Source organism: Lysobacter sp. Root604 (assembly GCF_001427505.1).
Lineage (GTDB): Bacteria > Pseudomonadota > Gammaproteobacteria > Xanthomonadales > Xanthomonadaceae > Lysobacter.
The window spans coordinates 127,545-150,913 of the sequence record NZ_LMGS01000009.1 but is presented as its reverse complement, the minus strand read 5'-3'; the positions used below and the strand labels follow the sequence as shown (position 1 = coordinate 150,913).

13 protein-coding genes are annotated in these 23,369 nt (G+C 70.3%); 5 read left to right on the top strand and 8 right to left on the bottom strand.

Annotation, left to right across the window (positions count from 1 at the left end; genetic code table 11):
* The first annotated feature begins 57 nt into the window (after positions 1-57).
* Positions 58-1,077, top strand: coding sequence for an RNA 3'-terminal phosphate cyclase (gene rtcA, locus ASD69_RS09050; protein ID WP_056177062.1), 1,020 nt, complete (start codon positions 58-60; stop codon positions 1,075-1,077).
* 8 nt (positions 1,078-1,085) lie between these two features.
* Here rtcA and ASD69_RS09045 read toward each other — a convergent pair whose 3' ends face one another.
* Genes ASD69_RS09045 through ASD69_RS09010 form a run of 8 tightly spaced genes read right to left on the bottom strand, consistent with a single transcriptional unit; the run spans position 1,086 to position 10,408 of the window.
* Positions 1,086-2,612, bottom strand: coding sequence for a glycosyltransferase family 87 protein (locus ASD69_RS09045; RefSeq protein ID WP_056177060.1), 1,527 nt, complete (start codon positions 2,610-2,612; stop codon positions 1,086-1,088).
* 49 nt (positions 2,613-2,661) lie between these two features.
* Entirely contained in the window at positions 2,662-3,426 is a 765-nt protein-coding gene (locus tag ASD69_RS09040; protein WP_056177058.1) for an HAD family hydrolase, read from the bottom strand.
* On the bottom strand, positions 3,423-5,519 hold the full coding sequence (locus tag ASD69_RS09035; protein WP_157499127.1) for a glycosyltransferase 87 family protein: 2,097 nt from the start codon (positions 5,517-5,519) through the stop codon (positions 3,423-3,425). Before ASD69_RS09035 ends, ASD69_RS09040 begins: the two co-directional genes overlap by 4 nt.
* The gene (locus tag ASD69_RS09030) at positions 5,516-6,103 is read right to left on the bottom strand and encodes a phosphatidylinositol-specific phospholipase C/glycerophosphodiester phosphodiesterase family protein (protein ID WP_056177053.1); all 588 of its coding nucleotides are present in this window, start codon (positions 6,101-6,103) and stop codon (positions 5,516-5,518) included. Before ASD69_RS09030 ends, ASD69_RS09035 begins: the two co-directional genes overlap by 4 nt.
* Positions 6,100-6,819, bottom strand: coding sequence for a glycosyltransferase family 2 protein (locus ASD69_RS09025; RefSeq protein ID WP_200943973.1), 720 nt, complete (start codon positions 6,817-6,819; stop codon positions 6,100-6,102). The genes ASD69_RS09030 and ASD69_RS09025 overlap by 4 nt, the downstream gene beginning before the upstream one ends.
* Entirely contained in the window at positions 6,816-7,622 is an 807-nt protein-coding gene (locus ASD69_RS09020) for a class I SAM-dependent methyltransferase (RefSeq protein WP_056177051.1), read from the bottom strand. Before ASD69_RS09020 ends, ASD69_RS09025 begins: the two co-directional genes overlap by 4 nt.
* 57 nt (positions 7,623-7,679) lie before the next feature.
* Positions 7,680-9,338, bottom strand: coding sequence for an NTP transferase domain-containing protein (locus ASD69_RS09015; protein ID WP_056177049.1), 1,659 nt, complete (start codon positions 9,336-9,338; stop codon positions 7,680-7,682).
* Between the two features lie 35 nt (positions 9,339-9,373).
* Positions 9,374-10,408 (bottom strand): class II aldolase/adducin family protein, encoded by a 1,035-nt coding sequence (locus ASD69_RS09010; protein WP_056177047.1) that lies wholly within the window; start codon positions 10,406-10,408, stop codon positions 9,374-9,376.
* Between the two features lie 405 nt (positions 10,409-10,813).
* Here ASD69_RS09010 and ASD69_RS09005 point away from each other — a divergent pair, with 405 nt between their 5' ends.
* Genes ASD69_RS09005 through ASD69_RS08990 form a run of 4 tightly spaced genes read left to right on the top strand, consistent with a single transcriptional unit; the run spans position 10,814 to position 23,357 of the window.
* Complete coding sequence (locus ASD69_RS09005) at positions 10,814-14,164, top strand: non-ribosomal peptide synthetase (protein ID WP_056177044.1); 3,351 nt, start codon at positions 10,814-10,816, stop codon at positions 14,162-14,164.
* Positions 14,157-17,492, top strand: coding sequence for a non-ribosomal peptide synthetase (locus ASD69_RS09000; RefSeq protein WP_056177043.1), 3,336 nt, complete (start codon positions 14,157-14,159; stop codon positions 17,490-17,492). Before ASD69_RS09005 ends, ASD69_RS09000 begins: the two co-directional genes overlap by 8 nt.
* Before the next feature lie 31 nt (positions 17,493-17,523).
* Positions 17,524-22,029 carry a non-ribosomal peptide synthetase gene (locus ASD69_RS08995; RefSeq protein ID WP_056177041.1) on the top strand — a complete coding sequence of 1,502 codons (4,506 nt, stop codon included), beginning with the start codon at positions 17,524-17,526 and terminating at the stop codon, positions 22,027-22,029.
* The gene (locus tag ASD69_RS08990; RefSeq protein WP_056177038.1) at positions 22,026-23,357 is read left to right on the top strand and encodes an MFS transporter; all 1,332 of its coding nucleotides are present in this window, start codon (positions 22,026-22,028) and stop codon (positions 23,355-23,357) included. The genes ASD69_RS08995 and ASD69_RS08990 overlap by 4 nt, the downstream gene beginning before the upstream one ends.
* Positions 23,358-23,369: the final 12 nt, after the last annotated feature.

Genomic DNA, 23,369 nt, shown 5'->3' with positions numbered 1-23,369 from the left:
ATGGAAAGGAAAACGGACGGGGTTGGGCCCCGTCCGCATCGTTATTCGGAATTCGCAATGGACATGATCGAACTGGACGGCTCGGCGGGCGGCGGGCAACTGCTGCGCACCGCACTGAGCCTGAGCCTATGCACAGGCATCGGCTTCAGCATGCAGCACATCCGCGCCAAGCGTTCGCGCCCCGGCCTGATGCGCCAGCACCTCACCGCCGTCAACGCGGCCGCGACCGTCGGCCGCGCCTTCGTGCACGGCGTCGATTTGGGCGCGACCAGCCTGCGCTTCGAGCCGGGCCAGGTCGTGCCGGGCGACTATCGCTTCGCCACCGGCACCGCAGGCTCGACCACGCTGGTGCTGCAGACGGTGTTGCCCGCGCTATGGAGCTGCGACGCGGCGTCGCGGTTGGTGCTGGAGGGCGGCACCCACAATCCGCTCGCGCCCAGCGCCGACTTCATCGCCGACAGCTATCTGCCGGCGCTGCGCCGGATCGGCGCGGAGGCTTCGCTGCGCCTGGAGCGCCACGGTTTCTATCCGGCCGGTGGCGGCATCGTCCACGCGACGGTGGCCGGTGGCGCCCAATTGCAGCGCCGCGTGTTCGATACCCGCGGCGAGCGCGAGTCGGTGCGCGCGACCGCGCTGCTGTCGGCGCTGTCGGCCAGCATCGGCCGCCGCGAGCTGGAAGTGTTGGGCGAGCGCCTGGGACTGGGCGAAAGCGAGCTGGAGCTGCTCAGCGTGCGTCCGGCGCTCGGCCCGGGCAATGCGCTGAGCGTGCAGGTGCGCCATACCACGCACTGCGAGACCTTCACCGGTCACGGCGAGCGCGGCGTGATGGCCGAGGACATCGCGCGCAAGCTCGCCGACGAGGTGCGCGCGTATCTGGATTCGCCGGCCTGCGTCGGCGAGCACTTGGCCGATCAGCTGCTGCTGCCGATGGCCCTGGCCGGTGGCGGCGAGTTCACCACCACCACGATCAGCGAGCACCTGAGCAGCAACGCGCGCCTGATCGAGAAGTTCCTGCCGGTGGAAATCGATTGGCAGGCGCTGGGGCCGGATCACTGGCGGGTGGTGGTTGCCAGCTGATCGCGCCCTCACCCCATCGACAACGCCGGCGACGGCGTTGCCGATGCGCGCGTGGCGTCGACCTCGCCCAACGGCCGGCGCAACACCACCCACAGGCACAGGCCGAGCGCGACGAACTGGCTGAAGGTGGACAGCGCCAGACGGCCCATCAGTTCGGGCAGCGGCATGCCGCCGAACGGCAGCACCGCGCTCAGGGCCAGGTAGGCCAGCGCCAGCGCGGCCACGCGCGGCGGCTGCAGGCGGCTGCCCGCGGCGACCAGCAGCCACAACCAGATCGGCGCGAACAGGCCGTTGTGGTCGGGCACGAACGGGCTGCGGTAGGCGGCCAGCGCTAGCAGCGCCAGCCAGGTGGAGACCAGTTCCAGCCGCGACATTCTCGACGCGCGGCGCGCCGCGAAGATCGCCAGCGCGAACACCGCCAGCGTCCAGACCCAGGACACGGCTTTCTCCACCGCCGGCGTCATGCCGCCCACGCCCAGCAGCTCCAGCTTCAGCGTCAGGCCCGGCACCGAATCGTTGATCGCCACTACCGGCTCCAGCCCGTCCAGCCACAGGAAGGCCCAGGATTCGTTGCTGAGAATGCGCGGCGCCTGGAACTGGAAGAAGGCTTCGAAGGGCGCGGTGCCCAGCCAGAGCAGCGCGATCACGCTGTACAACGCCGCGAACGCGATCGTCCACGCCGCCTCGCGCCAGCGCCGCGCGGCCAGCAGGTACAGGCCGAGCAAGCCGGGGAACAGCTTGAACACGGCGAAGCCGAGCAGGGCGCCGCCGGCGATCGGGCGGCCGCGCCAGAACAGCATCATCGCCAGCAGCGACATCGCGATCGCCGCGATCTGGAAATTGCCCAGCTGCAAGGTCAGCAGCACCGGCGTGCTCAGCCACAGCGCGGGCATCAGCAAGGCGATGCGGCGCCCGGCCGCGCCGCCGATCCAGCGGCCCAGCACGAACACGCTCGCCGCCAGCACCGCGCCTTCGATCGCGAACCACAATGCGCGCAGTTCGAGGAAGCCGTCGCTCACCGCGAGGCCGGCGCGCGGCATGATCAGGAACTGCGGCAGGTAGAGGAAGTCGTCGAGCTTGAAGCGGCCTTCCATGCCGCCGTAGTGCTCGGGATCGTAGAGGTTGGGCACGCCCTGCGCGGCCAGCCCGGCGGCCTTCCACATGCCGGAGAAACAGTTGTGGCGCACGTAGAACTCGTCGAACCAGTACGCCGAGGCCTGGGCCTGGGCCGGATCGAGCATGAACAAGGCGACGCCGGCGGTGCGCGCGATCGCGGCCAGCGCGATCAGCAGCCACAGCGCGCTCCAGATCGGATGCGCGCGGCGCAGGCCGTCCCATTCGCCGGGCAGCCGGCGCGCGAGCCAGGGCGTGGCGAACACCGCCAAAGCCAGCGCGATCGCCAGCGCGACGCTGGGCGCGAACGCGGTGGGCACATACGCGCCCACCGCCACCGCGGGCAGGGTCGCCAGCAGCAGGCTCAACAGGGCGGCGACGACCCAGCGTTCGCTGGAAATCCGGTGCGCGGCGAGGTTCATGCGGTCTGGCTCCGAAGGACGGTGCGGCGCGAGCGAAGGCGTGCGGCGTTCATTGCGCGGCCCAGCCTTCGACCTTGCCCGAGAACACGTAGCGGCTGAGTTCCTCGAAGTCGTCGAACACCAGGTCCGGCGCGGACTCGCGCGCATGGCCGTTGTGGGCGCGATCGACGCGCAGCAGGGTGGTGATGCCGAAGCGGCGCGCGCCGGCGATGTCGCTGGCCGGGTCGTCGCCGATCATCCAGATGCGCTCCGGATCGATGCCGAGCTTGTCGATCGCCAACTGGAACGGCGCCTCCTGCGGCTTGTCGGCGCCGGCCTCCTCGGAGGTCACCACGTAGTCGAAGCAATCGTCCAGGCCGAAGTAGATGATCTTGCGGAATTGGATCTGCGAAGTGAGGTCGGTGATGATCGCCGTGCCGATGCCGCGGCTGCGCAGCGCCATCAGGAACTCGCGCACGCCCGGGAACAGCTCGCAGTGGGCGAGGAAGGTGCGCCAGTAGGTCTGTTCCAGATCCAGCGTGATCACCAACTGGGTCTTGCGCCCGAGCAGCTCGATGCCGCGCTGGAAATACAACAGGCGGCTGTGCGAGCTGGCGGTGCGTCCCAGGCGCTGCTTCACTTCCAATCGCGCCTGCGAGAAAGCCTGACGCACGTCGGCGACGTCGCAACCGAGCAGGCGCACCGCCTTCTCCTCGGCGGCCACGGTCGCGCAGGCGTGCGGGTGACCGTAGGCGTAGAGGGTGTTGTCGGTGTCGAAGATGATCGCCTGCGGCGCGCGCAGGGCGGTATCCGCGTTGTGGATGTTCAGGCTCATTGGATTCGGTTCTTCAGGGCTTCTTCGGTGTGCACCAGGACCAGCAACTGCATGATCCCGCTCATGCCGTCCTCCCATTGGGGACGGATGTCCAACATCTCCTGCAGGCCCGGCACCAGACTGCGCGCGGCCAGGGCGATGTCCTCGGCGACCACGTCGCCTTCGATCTCCATCTCGACTTCGCCCGAGTCGTCGGCCAGCTGCACGTCCAGGTGCAGGCCGCACACGCCGATCAGGATCCGCGCCACGCGCTCGTGATAAGTGCCGTTGCGGATCAGCGCGACCAGCTTCAGGCGCACCTGATCGGGCGGGATGCCGCGCTCGAGTTGCTGCGGGTTGACCGGTTGCAGGCGCAGCACCAGGCTGGCGACCGCCTTTTGCGGATGGATGTAGCGCTGCGAATCCGGCGCGCGCCGCTCCAGCGAGCCGGTGACCGCGGCCAGGTCGTGGCCGCGCTGATGCACGTCGCGGTGGATCTTCCAGGCCCGGCGCAGCGATTCGTCCACGTCCAGGAACACGCTGACGTCGTAGCGCCGGCGCAGGCGCGGGAAGTGCAATGCGTGCAGGCCCGAGGCGATGATCACGTCGTTCTTGGCCAGCAGGGTCGGCTTCTCGAAGCGCCCGGCGCTGTGATCGTAGCGGCGGCAGACGATGGCCTTGCCGTCCATCAGCGCCAGCACGTCGTTGCCGAAGCGCTGCAGGTCGTTGGCGCGCGGATTGAGATGGGTCAGGCCCTTCCACATCGGCGCGTAGCGGTCCCAGATGTGGTAATCGTCGCCCGATACGTGCACCACCGAGTGGTCGCCGAACACGCCGGCCAGGGCGCGGCTCAGGGTGTCCTTGCCCGAGCCCGAATCGCCGGCGATGCCCAGCGCCAGCGGCTTCTGGGCGATGCGGTAGTAGTCGTTGCGGCCGACGCGTTCGCGCAACATCTGCACGATCAGCACCAGGCCCGACGCCACCATCAGGGTCATCCACAGCGAATGCACGTGCGGGGTGATGCGCGCGGCCACCGTCGCGATCGCCGGTGCCGGATCCCAGCCCAGCAGGGGCGCGCTGGCGCCGCTGGAAATGAACACGTGCATCGCGATCAGCAGCAGCGAGAAGCCGCCGGCCAGCACGCGTGCGCTGCGATCGCCTTGCAACTGGTGCGCGACCAGGAACGGCACCAGCCACAGGTACCAGCCCGGCGGCGCCGGCGTGCCCAGCACGACCAGGAAAAACGAGAGGCCGGTGCTGGCGATCAGCAGTTCGAAACTGATGCGGCGGAAACGCCAGGCCGCGTAGGCCGCCAGCAGGTACAGGGTAGGGGTCAGGTAGAGCTTGAGTTCCTCGCCCAGCGGCAGGGCCAGGTCGAACACGCGCCCGAATTCGCGCGAGCCGAACACCATGCTCACGAAGCCGGACGACGCCAGCCAGGGCAGCGTCAGCAGCGTCGCCAGCACCGCGCAGGCCAGCGCGAACGGCGCCAACATCGAACGCAGGCGCTTGTTGCGCCACAGGTAGATGCCGATGAAAGGCGCGGCCAGGCCCATGCTGAGCTTGGCCGCCAACGCCAATCCGAGCGCGGCGCCGGAAGCCACCGGGCGATAGCGTCGGATCAACAGCAGCGATAGCAGCAGCAAGGCGATCGGCACGATGTCGGTCTGGCCGTTCCAATAGGTCACGAACAGCACGATCGGCGACCACCAGTACAGCCACAGCAGCATGCGCGGCTGCTCGGTCGGCAGCAGGCGCCGCAACAGCAGCAGGCAGGCCAGGTCGGCGCCGAGCAGGCCCAGGCGGAAGCCGATGCCGGTGTAGGCGTCGCTGCCGGTGGCGGCGTCGACCAGCCAGCCCAGCACGCTGCCCGGCGCGTGCGCGAGCAGCATCACCGGGCCGTAGGGATAGGCCAGCGGCGTGCCGCCGGCGGCGAGGAAGCTGGACCACGGATCCAGACTGGGAAAGCGGATCGCGTGATCCAGGAACGGCAGGAACCACTGCTGCTGAATCTTCGGCACCAGCAGCACGATCAGCGCCGCGCGCAGCAACAGGCCGGCGCGGAACTCCCAGGTCCGCAGCATCGGGTCTCGCCACAGCCGCGCCAGACTCATCGCCAAAGTTCGGTCTCCTTGGTGCAGACCGCGTCCACGGCGATGCCGTCGCGCGCGAGCCGCTCGCGCAACTCGGCGATGCCCTGGGCGGCGTCGCGGCCCTGCAGTTCCGGCGAGACCAGGCACAGGCGGAAGCCGGCCGCGCGCAGGCGATCGGCCTGGGCGCGATCCAGCGGAAAGCGGGTGAAGCAATCGACCCAGACCCAGCCCACCCGACCGGCCAGCGACAGCGCGGTGTCGATCGATTCGTACTCCGACACCCGCACCGCGCAGCGCGATTCGCCGCGCGCGGCGGTGCGGACCAGGAACGGGAAGGACTGGTCCAGGAAGAACCAGTCCTGGATGCCGCGCTCGCGCATCAGCGCGATCAGGCGGTCCTCCAGTCCCTCCTCCTTGACGTTGAGGATCAGCAGGCGATGGCGGTAGTCGTCCAGCCAGTCCTCGAAATCCTCGCCGTCGGCGAAGGCGTCGTGGTGGATGATGATGGCGTCGCCGCGGCTGCGCAGATCGAGCTCGATCCCGAACTCCGGCGAGGTCGCGCGCAGTTCCGCGCGGGTGTTGCGGCGGTGGCGGACGATGATCATGCGGGGTGCGAGAGGTCTTTGCGCAGGCGCAGGCTGAAATCCACGGTGCGGCGGATGAAGCGCGCCTTGGCGCGCCAGTTCACGTTCCAGTGCGAGCTGCCGTAGGCGCGTTCGCCGAAGCGCACCCGGAAACGGCGCACTTGCAGGCCGCTGCGACGGGCCTGGTAGTAGGCGTACAGGTCCAGCGAGAAATCGTGCGGCGGCGCCTGCCAGCGTTCGAAGAAGGCGCGCGCGAACAGGGTCGGCTGGGCGTTGATGTCCCACAGCCGGCGCCGCAGCAGCAGAGTCTCGAACAGCGACATGCCGACGGTGAAGACCACGTCCGCCACCGGCCGGCCGTAGCGGCGGCCTTTGACGAACAGCGTGCCCGGGTCGCGGTCGTCGAACAGGGCCAGGCCCTCCAGGGCGTCGGCCGGATCGGTCTGCATGTCGGCGTGGGTCCAGCCCACGATCAGGCCGCGCGCGGCGCGCAGACCGGCGAGGATGCCGTAGCCATAGCCCTGGTTGCGTTCCACGCGGACGCTGCGGATGCGTTCGACGCCGTCCAGCAATTCGGCCAGCACCGCCGGGGTGTCGTCGGTGGAGCCGTTATCGACCAGGATCGCTTCCACGTCCTCGCGCACGAAGGTCTGACGCAGGCGCGCCACCAGCAACGGCAGGTTGCGGGCTTCGTTGTAGCAGGGGATCACCAGGGACAGGCGCAGGGAGATGGTCACGGCGTTTCGATCTTCCTCAGCACCACCGAACGGCCCATCGCGAATACCGACGGCAGCAAGCGGACCAGGGCGCGGTCGGTGGCGTCGATCAGCTTGAGCAGGAAGCGCGGCAGCTCGACGGTCTTGGCCTGCACCACCACGCCGCCGGAGACCAGGAACACGAAGCACTCGTTGAGCTGGTTGCGTTCGATCGCGAAGCCGGGCAGGTGGCGGCGGAACGCGTCCTCGTCGCGGAACAACAGCAGCGGGATCGCGCAGTTGGCCGACCAGGGATCGCGCGGATCGTTGGCGACCACGTTCTCGTCGAACACGTCGATGTCGTAGGACCAGCCCTCGTGGCGCATCGCGCGCAGGGCCAGGCGCAGCAGGAAGCAGGTGTTGAGGTCCTGGATCAGGATCAACCCGCCCGGCGCGAGCTTGCGCTGCATGACCTGGAAGAAGCGCACCGGATTGGGCAGGTGGTGGATCATGTGGCTGAACACCGCCACGTCGATCGAGCCGTCCGGATACGGCGGGTCCATGGCGTCGGCGACGTCGTCGATCCACGGCCGCGCCTCCACGTCGGTGATGCGGAAATTGTCGTGGCGGATGAATTCCTTGCTGAAGCCGGAGCCGGCGCCGAACTCGACCACGCGCTGGCCGGGCTTGAGGTAGGCGTTCATCCAGTCGTAGCGCTTGTGCAGCAGGAACTCGAGATTGCGCGGGCGGTGCTTGAGGAAGAACTCGCGCGCCAGTCCGACTTCGCCTTCGTGCGCGAAGCGGTTCTCCTCGTGCGTGGGGAAGTAGGTGCTAGGCAGGACCATGGGACGACTCTCCAGCGGAACGGGCAGCGATGTTGCGAACGGCGGCGAAAGCAGGGATCAGCATCGGAAGCGCTCCGGCTCGCGCATGCGGTAGCGCTCGGCCAGGGCCGGGCGCGCGTGCGCGGGCACCCGCGGGTCGTGTTCGATGCGGTAGGGGTGGGCGTCCCACTTGTGGAAGCAGGACTGCCAGTACTCGAAGGTGCGCAGGTCGTCGGGCGTGCCCCAGCACAGATAGTGCGCGACTTCGAACACGCGGCAGTTGAGGCCGGCGGCGACCGCGTCGTTGATGCAGCTGTCGACGTAGAACTCGCCGTTGACGCGCCCGTCGCGCGCGATCATCGCGTTCGCGGCGGTGGCGAAATCGGCGGCGCGGCGGAACGTGAAGGTACCCAGCACGATCGGATCGCGGGCAGTATCGGCCAGCGGCTGCTTGACCGACACCGACAGCACCCGGCCGTCGACCTCGTCGACCCAGCCGTAGTGCGTGGGCCGGCGCGCCGCGCCCGGATAGCCGCGCGCGACCCAGACGATCACGTCCACGTCCTCGTCGTCCAGCAGCGCCGACAGCGCCTGCGCGTCGAACACCGCGCCGTTGTCGCAGGCGCCGATGGTCAGCGGTTGCTCGGGGTCGACATCGTCCAGGCCTAGCAGGCAGGTGCGGGCCTGGCCGTCGGTCACGCGCTCCAGATCGACCAGGGCGCAGCCAGGGAAACGCGCGCGCAGCGCATCGGCGATGCGCGCGGCGCCCTCCAGGTCGCGGCGCTGCACGAACACGCGCCGCGCCGGCTCCGGCAGGTCGCGCGCGGCCTGCACCACCATCGGTTCGCCGGAGACCGGAATCAGCGGCTTGGGCTCGCGATAGCCCTCGCTGGCGAAGCGCGCGCCCAGCCCGGCCATCGGCACCATCACCGCGCCGCGCTGGCGCGGCGGCGCCTGCGGACGGGCCGGATCGGCCAGGCGCCGGAACGCGTCGGACCAGTAGCGGTACTCCTCCAGGTCCTGCGGCGTGCCCCACTGCATGAAATGGTTGAGCTCGTACACCGCGACGCAGGCGCCGTCTTCCAGCATCGGCTTGTAGGCCAGGCTCACGTAGTGCTCGCCGCCTAGGCTGAGATCCTCGCGCGCGCTGCAGCGTTCGAAGGCGTCGCGCATCAGCGTGCCGGACCTGAAGTAATAGCTGCCGCTGGAAGCGTACTCGCGCGTGGGTTGGTCGGTGTAGGGCTGCTTTTCCTGGATGTCGAGCACGCGCGCGCCGTCGGTGCGCACGTAGGCGTAGTTGGTCGATCCCATCATGTGCGGATGGAAACCGGTGTAGCAGGGAATCGCGCCGTCGCAGCCGCTGTCGAGCACGAAGGACTTGAAATCGCGGTAGTCCCAGGCGCAGGCGAAATCGCAGTAGTTGACCAGGGTGGGCGCGTCCGGATCCAGCAGCTCCATCGCCTGCAGCACCGCGTGCACCGGGCCGCGCTTGTGCGGCGCGATCCCGAGCACCCGCCCGCTCGGACAGATCCGCGCCAGCTGCTCGGCCATGCGGTAGTCGTCGCGATCCAGATGATCCTGGTTGCACACGAACACGAAATCGGTCTCGCCCGGGAACAGGTCGACCACGTGCGCGATGATCGGCTTGCCGTCGATCTCGATCAGCGGCTTGGGCACGCGATAACCGGCGCGGCGGAAGCGCTCTCCGAAACCTGACATGGGGACGACGATCTGCATGGGCTCCTTCCGTGGCGTCGTGCGGTGCGTGGGGGTCAGTGCGCGAGCCGCGCCAAGGCGCGGCGATAGGCTTCGGCTTCCCAGTCCACCAGGGCGGCGACGTCGTCGTCGCCCAGGTAGACCAGCGGCTCGTCGCCGCGCAGGCGCAGCGCGACCAGGGCCAGGCACTGCAGCATCGCCTGCGCGCCGGCCGACAGGCCGGGCGCGACCAGCACGCCGGCGCCGGGCAACAGCGCGAACGCCGGCGCGACGCCGCTGGCGGCGGTGCAACGCGCGACCGCGTCCGAGAGCGCGTCGGTGCCGTCCAGCACGGCCGCGCGCGCGCCAAGGAACACCGCGTGGTCCGGATACAGCGCGCCGTCGCGGGCGATCGCCAGCGCGGCCGCGTCGACGCCGAGCGCATGCACGCGCGGGTCCTGCGGTGCTTCCCAATTCAGGTCGTTGACCGCGCGCAAGCGCGCCGGGTCGGCGCTGCGCGTGGAGCGCTCGGGCAACGCCAATCGACGCTCCACTTCGTTCAGCAACGCATCGGCCGCGACGCAGTCGCCGGCGCCGACGACCAGGCCGTGATTGGCCAACACCAGCACGTCGGCCGCGCGTTCATTCAAGGCCTCGCGCACCGCCTGGGTGAGCGGATAACCGGGGCGCCGATACGGCACCCAGGCCCAATTCAGGTCCTTCAACAGGGCATCCAGTCGCGTGCGCGCATCCGCGCGTACCGCCCAGGCGATGGTGTTCACCGAATGCACGTGCGCGACCACCGGATGCGGCAGCAATGCGTGCAGCGAGGTTTCGATCGAGGGCCGCAACGCATGCGCGGCGCCCAGCCGCGCCAGCCGCGCTTCGCCGTCGGCGTGACCGAGCGCGGCGCGCGCCTCGTCCAACGGCAGCGGCACGAAAATATCGCGCTCGCGCGCCTGCGCGAGCCAGGTGCCGGAGGCCTTGACCCACAAGGTGCCGTCTTGTTTGACCGACGTGTTACCGCCGCCGCCCTGTACCAGCAGCGGATCGGCGCCGATCCGCGCCGACCAGGCGATCAACGCGTCGAGAGCGGCTGCGATGTGACCCATCACGCCCCCGCCAGCGCGGCGTCGGTGCGTGGTCTGGGCGTCGTTCGGTGCTGCGAGAACGGTCGATCCATGTGTTCCCCCTCCCTGCTGGCTGTTGCTCCTGAAACCCCTAATACTCGGTTTGGACTTGCAACCGGCCGTCCCACGGCCGGATAACGCACTCCCCGCAACGGTTTCCCCAGCCGGGCATTGGACGTCCCGGCAACCGATGTGGTCCGCATTTGCCCCCTGACCACGTTATGTGGATAGGATATAGACGGGGGGCACCACGGATGGAACGCCAAGGATGATCGCGAACATGGTTCGCGTGCAAGAGCATCTCCGAAGCGACGCGTGCTGGATGCCAAAGGGAAACCGACCGGATCAGGTCGGCCGAGGATGCTCGTAAGTCAAGGAAGTTCAGGGATGAGTGATATCGACCCGCGTATCGCCGAGCTATCGCCTGCGAAACGCGAACTGCTGCGTCAGTTGAGCGCGCGTCAGCGCGTAGGCCAGAACCGGATTCAGCCGCGCGCGCGCCCCGAGCGCATCCCGCTGACTTTCGGCCAGCGCCGGCTGTGGTGGCTGGACCGTTTTCTGCCCGGCATGACCGCCTACAACCTGCCGGTCGGCCTGTGGCTGGACGGCGAACTCGATCGCGTCGCCTTGCGCGCGGCCCTGCAAACCCTGCTCGATCGCCACGAAACCTTGCGTACGGTGTTCCGCGCGCAGGACGGCGATCCGTATCAGCACATCCTCGCGCGTATCGACCTGCCCTGGCAGGAGCTGAGCGCGAGCGGCGCCAATGCCGACGAGCGCGAAGCCGAGGCCCTGCGCCTGGCGCGCGTGGAAACCGCGCGCGCGTTCGACCTGGGGCGCGACGCGATGATGCGCGCGACCCTGATCGACGTCGCCGCGCAGCGCCATCTGCTGGTGTTGGGCTTCCACCACATCGCGATCGACGGCTGGTCCACCAATGCGCTGCTGGAGGAATTGCAGCGCGCCTACGACGCCCTGCGCGCCGGTGGCGCCGCCGACACCGCCGCGCCCGCGTTGCAGATCGCCGACATCGCGCTGTGGCAGCACGAGACCCTCGGCGGCGACGGCCTGAAACCGCAGCTGGATTACTGGAGCGAGCGCCTCGACGGCGCGCTCACCTCGCTGGATCTGCCCGCCGACCGGCCGCGTCCGGCCGCGCAGAGTTTCCGCGGCGCGCTGTACCTGAGCGAAGTGCCGGCGCCGGTTTACGAGCAGCTCGAGCGGCTCGCGCGCGAGCGCCAGGCCACGCTCTCGATGGTGTTCCTGGCCGCGTATCAGGCCTTGCTGTCGCGCTACACCGCCCAGGACGACATCACCGTCGGCATGGGCGTGGCCGGCCGCGCGCGGGTCGAGCTGGAGCCGGTGATCGGCTTCTTCGTCAACACCCTGCCGATGCGCACGCGCATCGAAGGCGATCCGAGTTTCGCCCAGCTGCTGGCGCAGGTGCGCGAGAGCGTGCTGAGCGCGATGGAGCATGCCGACGCGCCGCTGGACCGGATATTGGAGACCCGCCGCCTGCCGCGCTCAGCCAGCCACACGCCGTTCGCGCAAGCGCTGTTCTTCTTCCAGAACTATCCCGCGCTGGGCCTGGGCATGGGCGGCATGCAGGTGCGCCAGGCGCATCTGACCGATCTGGCCCCCGGCACCGCCCAGGGCGATCTGAGCCTGTTCGTGAACCAGCACGGTCAGCGCGAACTGATGCTGGAGTACAGCACCGATTTGTTCGACCGCGCGCGCATCGAGCGCTTGTGCGGGCATCTGCTGCGCCTGCTGGCCTCGGCCGCGGCCACACCCGACGCACCGCTGAGTACGTTGGAGTTGCTGACGGACGCAGAGCGCGAAGAACTCGCGCGCTGGAACGACACCGCGCGCGAGCTGCCGGACGATCCCACCATCGCCGCCCAGGTCCAGGCCCAGGTCGAGCGCACGCCCGACGCGATCGCGCTGCGCTGCGGCGCGCGCGAGATGACCTACCGCGAACTCGACCGCCGCGCCAACGCGCTCGCCCACGAACTGCGCGCGGCCGGCGTCGGTCCCGGCGAGCTGGTCGGCCTGTACGTGGAACGCACGCCGGAAATGCTGATCGGCCTGCTCGGCATCCTCAAGGCCGGCGGCGCCTACGTGCCGCTGGACCCGACCTATCCGGCCGATCGCCTGGCCTACATGCTCGAGGCCTCGGCCGCGCGTGTGCTGGTCAGCCAGCGCGCGCTCGCCGACAGCCTGCCAGGCGATGTCGCGACGGTGATCTGCGCCGACGCCGATGCGGCGCTGGACGCGCGCGCCGAGCGCGCGCCCGACGGCGGCGCCGCGGCGCGCGATCCGGCCTATGTGATCTTCACCTCCGGTTCCACCGGCAAGCCCAAGGGCGTGGAAATCCAGCAGCGCTCGGCGGTCAACCTGCTGCGTTCGGTCGCGCGCGAGCCGGGCCTGGCGCGCGGTCAGGTGCTGTGCGCGATCAGCACGCTGTCGTTCGACATCGCCCTGTTCGAGCTGGTGCTGCCGCTGACCGTGGGCGCGACCATCCTGCTGGTCGACCGCGACACCGCGCGCGACGGCCTGCGCCTGCGCCGTCTGGTCGACGACACCGCGATCGACGTGATGCAGGCCACTCCCGCGACCTGGCGCATGCTGCTGGAACTGGGCTGGAGCGGCAAAGCCGGGATCAAGATCATCTCCACCGGCGAGGCCCTGCCGCGCGAACTGGCCGACCGTCTGTTGCCGTGCGCGCGAGAACTGTGGAACCTCTACGGCCCCACCGAAACCACGGTGTACTCGGCGCTGTGCCGGGTGCACCCGGGCAGCGGCCCGATCCTGGTCGGCAAGCCGGTCGACAACACCCAGATCCACATCGTCGACCGTCACATGAAGCGGCTGCCGGCGGGCGTGCCGGGCGAACTGCTGATCGGCGGCGACGGCCTGGCCACCGGCTATCGCGGGCGCCCCGATCTGACCGCGGAGAAGTTCATCTCCGATCCCTTCGGCGCGCCGGGCGGCCGTTTGTACCGCAGCGGCGACCTCGCGCTGTGGCGCCGCGACGGCACGATCGAGGTGATCGGCCGCATCGATCATCAGATCAAGCTGCGCGGCTTCCGCATCGAACTGGGCGAGATCGAATCGGTGCTCGCGCAGGTGCCGGAGGTGACCCAGGCGGTGGTGCATTGCCGTGAGGACCGGCCCGGCGACCAGCGTCTGGTCGCGTACGTGACCGCCAACGGCGTCGCGCCGGCGATATCCGCATTGCGCGATCACCTCAAGGCCGCGCTGCCCGATTACATGGTGCCCAGCGCCTTCGTCGTGCTCGAGCGCTTCCCGCTCACGCCCAACGGCAAGGTCGACCGGCGCGCGCTGCCGGCGCCGGAAGCCGTGGCCGGCGGCGACGACGACGCCAGCTACGAGGCGCCGGTCACGCCCGAGGAATTGACGCTGGCCGCGATCTGGCAGCAACTGCTGGGCGCGCCGCGGATCGGGCGCGGCGACAATTTCTTCGACCTCGGCGGCCATTCGCTGCTGGCCACGCGTTTGCTGGCGCGGATCGAGCAGCAGTACGGCGTCGAGCTGCCGCTGCGCGCGCTGTTCGAGGACGCCACCCTGGAACGCCTGGCCGCGCGCGTCGCCGCGGCCAGCACCGAGCTGGCGCCGGAGGACCTGGAAAGCCTGCTCGCGAGTCTGGAGCACCTCAGCGACGAGGAGGCCAGCGCACGTCTGGCCGCGACCCTGTCCGGAGGCGCGCATGGCTGAAATCCACGAGCGCCTGGCCGGCCTGTCGCCGGAAAAACGCGCGCTGCTGCTGCAGCAACTGGCCAAGCAATCGCCGTCGGCGCCGCGCAGCGAAATCGGCCGGCGCCCGCGTCCGGCGCGGATTCCGCTGTCGTTCGCGCAGCAGCGGCTGTGGATCCTCGACCAGATCGATCCCGGTTCGGCGGCCTACAACGTGCCGACCTCGCTGTGGATGCAGGGCCGTTTGGACCAGGCGGCGTTCGCGCGCGCGCTGGACGAGATCCAGCGTCGCCACGAAAGCCTGCGTACGCTGATCGCGGCCGACGAACAGGGCCCGCACCAGGTCGTGCAGCCGCCGTCGGCGGTGCCGATCGAACGCCATGACCTGCGCGCGCTGCCGGCGTCGGAGCGCGAGTCGGCGGCGTTCGCGCTGGCCCGCGCCGAAGCTCGGCGCGCATTCGACCTGGCGCGCGGGCCGCTGCTGCGCGCGCTGCTGGTGCAGGTCGACGACGAGCGTTATCTGTTCACCCTCAACGCCCATCACATCGCGGTCGACGGCTGGTCGCTGGGCGTGCTGCACGAGGAACTGCGCCAGTTGTACAGCGCCTACCAGGCCGGCGCGGCCTCGCCGCTGCCCGAGTTGCCGGTGCAGTACGTCGACTACACCCTGTGGCAGCGCGAGTTGCTGGAAGGCCCGACCCTGCAGACCCAGCTGGACTACTGGCGCCAGCGCCTGGCCGGCCCGCTGCCGGTGCTGGAGCTGCCCGGCGATCGCGCGCGTCCGCCGGTGCAAAGCTACCGCGGCGACGTGCTGCGCAGCATGCTGTCGATGCAAACCTGGGACGCGATCAAGCGCCTGAGCAGGCAGGAGGGCGCGACGCCCTTCATGATCGTACTGGCCGCCTATCAGACCCTGTTGATGCGCTACTCCGGCCAGCACGACCTGGTGGTCGGCGTCGGCGTCGCCAATCGCCGCCGCGAGGAACTCGAGCCGCTGGCGGGGTTCTTCGTCAATACCCTGGCGCTGCGCAACGACCTGTCCGGCAATCCCACGTTCCGCACCCTGCTGGCGCAGGTGAAGGACACCACCCTGGGCGCGTACTCGCACCAGGACCTGCCGGCCGAACGTCTGATCGAGGAACTGCAGCCGGAGCGTTCGCTCAGCCACGCGCCGCTGTTCCAGACCATGCTGTTCTTCCAGAACTTCCCCTCCGAAGAGAGCGATCTGGCCGGGCTGAGCCTGGTGCCGGTGGATTTCGACACCATCAATCCCGGCACCGCGCGCTCGGACCTGGCCTTGTTCGCCAGCGAACACGAGGACGGCCTGGCCCTGTTCTTCGAGTACGCCAGCGACCTGTTCGACGCCGCCACCATCGAGGCCTTCTCCGCTCACTTCCAGCAGCTGCTGCGTTCGATCGCCGACGATCCGGACCAGCGCATCGGCGAGCTCGAGATCCTGCCGCCCGAAGCGCGCCAGCGCCTGCTGTTGGAATGGAACGACACCGCATTGGATGCGCCGGTGGATACGCCGCTGCATCGTCTGTTCGAGCGCCAGGCCGAGCGCCGGCCCGAGGCGATCGCGGTCGAATGCGGCGCGCAGCGCCTGAGCTACGCCGAACTCGATGCCCAGGCCGACGCCCTCGCGCGCGCGCTGGCCGCGCGCGGGGTGGGCCCCGGCGAGTTGGTGGGCCTGTTCGTCGAACGCTCGCCGCGCATGCTGGTCGGCCTGCTCGGCGTGCTCAAGGCCGGCGCGGCCTACGTACCGATGGACCCCAGCTATCCGGCCGAGCGCCTGGGCTACATGGTCGAGGACGCGCGCATGCGTCTGATCGTGAGCGAACGCGCGTTGCAGGCGCAGCTGCCGGCTTGCGACTGCGAGCCGCTGTGGCTGGACGATCTGGACGCCGCGCCCGGCGCGCGCGTCGACAGCGGCGTCGGCCCGGAAGACCTGGCCTATGTGATCTTCACCTCCGGCTCCACCGGCCGGCCCAAGGGCGTGCAGATTCCGCACCGCGCCGCAGTCAACTTCCTCAGCGCGGTCGCGCGCGAGCCGGGCCTGGGCGAAGACGACGTGATGTGCGCGGTCACCACCTTGTCCTTCGACATCGCGGTGCTGGAACTGCTGCTGCCGCTGAGCGTGGGCGCGCGCATCGCCCTGGCCGATCGCGCCACCGCGGCCGACGGCGCGGCGCTGGCGCGCCTGATCGACAGCGCCGGCGCCAGCGCGATGCAGGCCACGCCCGCGACCTGGCGCATGCTGCTCGACGCCGGCTGGCGCGGGCGTGCGCAACTGCGCTTGCTGTGCGGCGGCGAAGCGCTGCCGCGCGAGCTCGCCGACCGTTTGCTCGCCCACGGCGCGCAACTGTGGAACCTGTACGGTCCCACCGAAACCACGGTCTGGTCGGCGGTCGAGCGCGTGCGCGCCGACGACGCGGCGGTCAGCATCGGCCGTCCGCTCGCCAACACCGAGATCCATATCGTCGACGCGCGCGGCCAGCTGGTGCCGGTGGGCGTGCCCGGCGAGTTGCTGATCGGCGGCCTCGGCGTCGCCCGCGGCTACCTGGCGCGGCCCGAACTCAGCGCCGAGAAATTCGTGCCCGATCGCTACGGCGCGCGCGTCGGCGCTCGCCTGTACCGCACCGGCGATCTCGCGCGGCGCCTGCGCGACGGCCGCATCGAGGTGCTGGGACGCATCGACCATCAGGTCAAGCTGCGCGGCTTCCGCATCGAGCTGGGCGAGATCGAGGCCGTGCTGGCCGAGCATCCGCAGGTGGGTCAGGCGGTCGTGGTCTGCCGCGAGGACCGGCCCGGCGACAAGCGCCTGGTCGCCTATGTGATCGGTCAGGCCGACGCCGCCGAGCTGCGTGCGCATGCGCGCCAGCGTCTGCCCGAATACATGCTGCCCTCGGCCTATGTGGCGCTGGCGCAGTACCCGCTGACCCCGAACGGCAAGGTCGACCGCAAGGCGCTGCCGGCGCCGGACGCCGAGGCGCTGGAGACCCAGGCCTATGTGGCGCCGCGCAACGGCGAGGAAGAGACCCTGGCGCGGCTTTGGGCGGAGGTGCTTGGGCTGGAACGGGTCGGCATCCACGACGATTTCTTCGAGCTCGGCGGTCATTCGCTGCTGGCCACGCAGCTCATCACGCGCGTGCAGAAGGCCTTCGGCGGCGAAATCGCCTTGCGCGCCCTGTTCGAGGCGCCCAGCGTGGCCGGCTTCGCCGAGCTGCTGCTGCGCCAGCGCATGGACAGCGTCGACGCCGACGCGCTGGCGAGCATGCTCGACCAGCTCGAGGGGCTGTCGGACGACGACATCCAACTGTTGTTGGCGGGCGAGGGCGCGGAACGATGAACGCGACGATCGCCTTAGCGGTGGACCGCGCATGAGCCGGCCCGACGACAACGCGCCCGGCGCGATGGCCGAGCGCCTGGCCCGGCTGACCCCGCAGCAGCGCGAGCTGTTGAGCCGACGCCTGTCCGCGCGCGATACCGACGCGGCGGAAGACAACGCGATCCAGCGCCGCAGCCGACCGGGCGAATCCCTGCCCTTGTCGGCCGCGCAGCAACGGATCTGGTTCTTCGAGCGCCTGCAGCCCGGCAGCGGCGCCTACCATGTGTACGGCCACCACATTCTGCGCGGCGCGCTCGATCCGGTCGCGCTGGAGCGCGCGCTGGCCGACGTGATTCAGCGCCACGATGCGCTGCGCATGTCGTTCGCCGAAGTCGCCGGCGAGCCGCGCCAGACCGTGGCGGCGCAGGTCGAGGTGACAGTGCCGCTGATCGACCTGCGCGGCCTGAACCTGATCGCACGCGAAGCGGCGGCGCGCCGCTACGCCGACGAGGAAACCGAACGTCCGTTCGATCTGGCACGCGCGCCCTTGCTGCGCGCGACCTTGCTGCGTCTGGACGACGAAGAACACCTGCTGTTGATGGTGATGCACCACATCGTCTCCGACGCCTGGTCCGGCGGCGTGCTGTTCGACGAACTCTCGCGTTGCTACGACGCGCGCCTGGACGGCCAGACCCCGGCCCTGCCGGAATTGCGCCTGCAGTTCGGCGACGCCGTGCTGTGGCAGCGCGATGCGGCGCAGGAGCGCCAGGTCGCCGACCAACTGGCGTTCTGGCGCCAGGCCCTGGAAGGCAGCAGCGGCCTGCTCGACCTGCCCGGCGACCGTCCGCGCCAGCCGACGCCCACCGGGCGCGGCGCGCGCCATCACCTGCGCATTCCGCTCAGCGTCGCCGCCGGCCTGGCCGATCTCGCCCGGCGCGAGCACGCGACCTTGTTCATGGCCCTGTTGGCCGCGTTCCAGAGCCTGCTTGGCCGTCACGCGGGTCAGGACGATGTGGTGATCGGCTCGCCGGTCGCCAACCGCGGCGTCGACGGCGTCGCGCCGCTGATCGGTCTGTTCGTGAACACCCTGGCGCTGCGCGGCGACCTGTCCGGCGATCCCAGCTTCCGCGATCTGCTCGCGCGCACCCGCGCCCACTGCCTGGATGCGTTCGAGCATGCGCAGGCGCCGCTGGAGCGCGTGATCGACCAACTGCGCCTGGAGCGCGTGCCCGGCCGAACGCCGCTGTTCCAGACCATGTTCGTGCTGCAGAACGCCGGCACCGCGCCGCTCACGCTGCGCGGTTTGAACGTCGAATGGTTCGAGCCCGAGGTGCACACCTCGCGCTTCGAGCTCACCCTGTCGCTGGGCGCGTCCGAAGCCGGCCTGGACGGCGTGCTCGACTACGACAGCGACCTGTTCGACGCCTCCACCATCGCGCGCCTGGCCGATCAATACGGCGTGTTGCTGCACCGCGTGCTCGCCGATCCCGACCTGCCGTTGTCGCGGCTGTCGCTGCTGGACCAGGACGCGCGCCACGAAGTGCTGGCGCTGGGCGACGGCGGACCCGCGCCGCAGCCGCCTGCGCCGACCTTGTACGCCCTGTTCGAACGTCAGGCCCAGCGCAGCCCGGAGGCGATCGCGATCGTCGAGCCGGGACGCGAGTTGAGCTATCGCGACGTCTACCGGCGCGCCAACGGCATCGCCCAGCGCCTGCGCGCCTTGGGCACGGTCGCCGAAACCCGCGTCGCGGTGCTCGCCGACCGTTCCACCGAGGCGCTGATCGGCGTGCTCGGCGTGCTCGCCGCGGGCGGCGCCTATGTGCCGATCGATCCTGCCCACCCGGACGAACGCATCGCTTTCCTGCTCGCCGACGCCGGCGCGCTGGCCCTGGTCGCGCCCGCGGCGCTGGTCGCGCGCGCCGATGCGGTCGCCGGCGCCGTGCCCTGCGTGATCACCGACGGCGTGCCGCCGGCCGAGCAGCCGCCGGCGGAACTGGCCGGCGCCGACAGCGCCGCCTATGTGATCTACACCTCCGGTTCGACCGGCGCGCCCAAGGGCGTGGTGATCGAGCACCGCGGCGCGGTCAATCTCACCCTGGGCTTCATGGCGCGCCACGACTTCGTCGCCCAGCGCCTGTTGATGATTCCACCGCTGGTGTTCGACGCCTCGGTCGGCGACATCTTCCCGGCGCTGGCCAGCGGTTCGGCGCTGGTGCTGCATCCGGCCCCGGCCGAGCTGGGCCCGTACGAGCTGGAAAGTTTCTGCCGCGATTACGGCGTGACCGCGATCGACGCGCCGGCCGCGCTGTGGCGGCGCTGGAGCGAGGGCTGGTTCGCGGCCCAGCGCACCCGCCCGCTGTTGCCGGCCTTGCGCCTGATGATGATCGGCGGCGAGAGCGTGCCGCTGGAGCAGGTGCGTCGCTACGCCGGCGTCAGCGGCGGCCGGGTCGCCTTGTGCAACCATTACGGACCGACCGAAGCCTCGGTCTGCGCGACCATGCTGTCCACCCGCGACGGCGGCGAATTCGCCGGCGCCGAGCTGCCGATCGGTACGCCGCTGCCGGGCGTGCGCGTGTACGTGCTCGACACCGAGCTGGGTCTGGCGCCGCGCGGCGTGATCGGCGAGCTGTGCATCGGCGGCGCCGGCATCGCGCGCGGTTACCTCGGCCAGCCCGCGCTCACCGAAGCCGCGTTCCTGCCCGATCCTTACGCCGATACGCCCGGCGCGCGCCTGTACCGCACCGGCGATCTGGCGCGCTGGAACACCGACGGCAGCCTGCAGTTCCTCGGCCGCCGCGATCACCAGGTCAAGCTGCGCGGCGTGCGCATCGAACTGGGCGAGATCGAAACCGCGCTGGCCGCGCACCCGCAGGTGCAGGCCGCCGCCGCCGCGCTGCGCGAGGACCGGCCCGGCGACAAGCGCCTGGTCGCCTACGTGGTCGCCGAGGCGGGACTGGAGCCGGCGGCGCTGCGCGAGTTCCTGGCCCAACGCCTGCCAGACGCCTTGGTGCCGTCGCTGTTCGTGGCGCTGCCGTCGCTGCCCTTGAATCGCAACGGCAAGGTCGATCGCCACGCCCTGCCGGCGCCGCCGGCCACGGCCGCCGCCGAGCGCCGCGTGCGCGCGCCGCAGGGCGAAATAGAAACCGGCGTGCTCGCGGTCTGGCGCGAAGTGCTGGGGCGCGAGGACATCGGCGCCGACGAGGACTTCTTCGCGCTCGGCGGCGATTCGCTGTCGACCCTGCCGCTGGTGTTCAAGCTGCACGCCGCGTTCGGCGTCGAGCTGCCGTTGGCGGCGGTGTTCGCCAGCCCCACGGTGGCCGGCCTGGCGCGCGCGATCGAAGCCCAGCGCGCCGGCGTGGCCGACGCGCGCACCGATCTGCGCGCGCGCGTGGTGTTGCCGCCGGACATCGATCCCAGCGGCGCGCGCGCGCCGGCCGCGCGCGCGCAACCGGCCTCGGCCCTGGTCACCGGCGCCACCGGCTTCCTCGGCGCCTATCTGGTGCGCGAACTGCTCGACACCACCGACGCCGAACTGTTGTGTCTGGTGCGCGCCGACAGCGAGGCCGAGGGCTTGCGCCGCATCCGCGCCAACCTCGATACCTACGAGCTATGGCGCGCGGGCGACGAACTTCGTCTGCTGCCGGTGTGCGGCGATCTGTCGGCGCCGCGCCTGGGTCTGGACGCCGAGGCGTTCGACGCGCTCGCGCAGCGCGCCGAGGTGATCTTCCATAACGGTGGCCAGGTCAATTTCCTCGCGCCCTACGAACATCTGGAAGCAGCCAACGTCGGCGGCACCCTCGAGGTGCTGCGCCTGGCCACGCGTCACCGGGTCAAGCCGGTGCATCTGGTTTCGACCCTGGGCGTGTATCTCACCGAGCGCCATATGGATCGGGTGGTGCGCGAATCCGATCCGCCGCCGGACGCCGAAGGCCAGATGGGCGGCTACAACCAAAGCAAGTGGGTGGGCGAGCAACTGGCGCTGGCCGCGCGCGCGCGCGGGCTGCCGGTGGCGATCTACCGCCCGGCGCGCATCACCGGCGACAGCCGCCTGGGCACCAGCAACGTGGGCGACTACTTCAACGCCTGGATCAAGGGCTGCGTGCAGCTGGGCTATGCGCCGCACCTGCCCGACGAGTCCTTCGACATGGCGCCGGTGGATTACGTCGGCCGCGCGATCGTGCGCCTGGCCTTGGGCGCGGGCGATGCCGACGGCCAGTACCACTTCTTCAATCCGCATCGTCTGCCCATCGTCGAAGCGGTCGAGACCATGCGCGACGCCGGCTTGGCGGTGGAAGAGATCGACTACCCGTCCTGGCGCAAGGCGCTGCTGACCGAAGCGGCGGTCTCGCGCGAGAACGCGCTGGCGCCGTTCGCCGGCTTGTTCCCGCAGGATCCGGACCCGCGCGAACCGCGCTTCGATTGCAGCGCCACCCTCGACGCGGTCGCCGCGCTGGGTTTGGTCTGTCCGCCCGCCGACCGCGTGCTGTTCGCGACCTATCTGGATTTCCTGCGCAGCCGCGGCGCCCTGCCGCTGGCGGTCGAGGAGGAGGAAGCGTGAACCTCTACGCCGGCCTGCGCGATTTCCTGCTGATCTGGGTCGGCCAGCTGGTGTCGGGCGTGGGCTCGCGCCTGACATCGTTCGCGCTGGGCATCTGGGTGTACCAGAGCACCGGTTCCACCACCCAGTTCGCACTGATCTTCGTCGCCATGGCGGTGCCGGCGCTGCTGATCTCGCCGATCGCCGGCGCCCTGGTCGATCGCTGGGATCGCCGCCGCACCATGATCGTCTGCGACGCGGTCTCGGCCCTGACCATGGTCGCGCTGGCCGTGCTGTACGCCACCGACGGCCTGGCCTTGTGGCATGTCTATGTCGGCGTCGGCATCTCGGCGATCGCCAACGCCTTCCTGCAGCCGGCGTACGCGGCCAGCATTCCGCTGCTCGCCAGCCAGGAGCAGCTCACCCGCGTGAACGGCCTGGTCCAGACCGGTTTCGCGATCGCCCAGGTCGGCGGGCCGCTGCTGGCCGGCGTGCTGGTCAGCACGATCTCGATGCAGGGCGTGCTGATCGTCGATGCGCTGACCTTCGTGATCGGCGTGATCGCACTGTGCTTCGCGCGCGTGCCGCGCCCGCAACGCAGCGCCGAGGCCGAGGACAGTCTGTGGCGCGAAGCTGCCACCGGCTTCCGCTACGTGCACGATCGCCCGGGCCTGTACGGCCTGCTGCTGGTGTTCGGCGCCACCAACTTCCTGTTCGGCATCGCCAGCATCGCGATCACGCCCTTGGTGCTGTCGTTCGCCGACGCGGCCCTGCTGGGCGTGCAGATGGCGGTCGGCGGCTGCGGCTTGCTGTTGGGCGGCCTGGCCATGAGCACCTGGGGCGGACCGCGCCGGCGCATCCACGGCGTGCTCGGTTACTCGCTGGCCGCCGGCGTGCTGCTGGCCGTGCACGGCCTGGCGCCGTCGTTCGCGCTGGTGCTGGTGGCCGGTTTCGGCTTCTTCCTGACGTTACCTGTGCTCAACGCGTCGAATGCCGCGCTGTGGCAGAGCAAGGTGCCGGCCGATCTGCAGGGCCGCTGCTTCGCGATCCAGCGCGTGCTGTCGGAAGCGGCGATGCCCTTGGGCTATTGCCTGGCCGGTCCGCTGGCCGAACACGTGTTCGAACCGTTGATGGCGCCCGGCGGCGCCCTGGCCGGCACGGTCGGGGCGTGGATCGGCGTCGGTCCGGGCCGCGGCCTGGGCCTGATGTTCATTGTCCTTGGGGTCCTGATGACGGCGGTCGCGGCCAGCGCCTATGCGGTGCGCGCGATCCGTCGGGTCGAGGACGAATTGCCCGATGCGCCGATCCTGGCGACGGGTTCGGCGGCGGGAATCGGCGCCGCGGCTTGAGTTGGGATGGAG

Bases quoted from the DNA above. Each gene is read 5' to 3' on its own strand.
- rtcA (WP_056177062.1), top strand. From the start codon at position 58: ATGGACATGATCGAACTGGACGGCTCGGCGGGCGGCGGGCAACTGCTG.
- ASD69_RS09045 (WP_056177060.1), bottom strand. From the start codon at position 2,612: ATGAACCTCGCCGCGCACCGGATTTCCAGCGAACGCTGGGTCGTCGCC.
- ASD69_RS09040 (WP_056177058.1), bottom strand. From the start codon at position 3,426: ATGAGCCTGAACATCCACAACGCGGATACCGCCCTGCGCGCGCCGCAG.
- ASD69_RS09035 (WP_157499127.1), bottom strand. From the start codon at position 5,519: ATGAGTCTGGCGCGGCTGTGGCGAGACCCGATGCTGCGGACCTGGGAG.
- ASD69_RS09030 (WP_056177053.1), bottom strand. From the start codon at position 6,103: ATGATCATCGTCCGCCACCGCCGCAACACCCGCGCGGAACTGCGCGCG.
- ASD69_RS09020 (WP_056177051.1), bottom strand. From the start codon at position 7,622: ATGGTCCTGCCTAGCACCTACTTCCCCACGCACGAGGAGAACCGCTTC.
- ASD69_RS09015 (WP_056177049.1), bottom strand. From the start codon at position 9,338: ATGCAGATCGTCGTCCCCATGTCAGGTTTCGGAGAGCGCTTCCGCCGC.
- ASD69_RS09010 (WP_056177047.1), bottom strand. From the start codon at position 10,408: ATGGGTCACATCGCAGCCGCTCTCGACGCGTTGATCGCCTGGTCGGCG.
- ASD69_RS09005 (WP_056177044.1), top strand. From the start codon at position 10,814: ATGAGTGATATCGACCCGCGTATCGCCGAGCTATCGCCTGCGAAACGC.
- ASD69_RS09000 (WP_056177043.1), top strand. From the start codon at position 14,157: ATGGCTGAAATCCACGAGCGCCTGGCCGGCCTGTCGCCGGAAAAACGC.
- ASD69_RS08995 (WP_056177041.1), top strand. From the start codon at position 17,524: ATGAGCCGGCCCGACGACAACGCGCCCGGCGCGATGGCCGAGCGCCTG.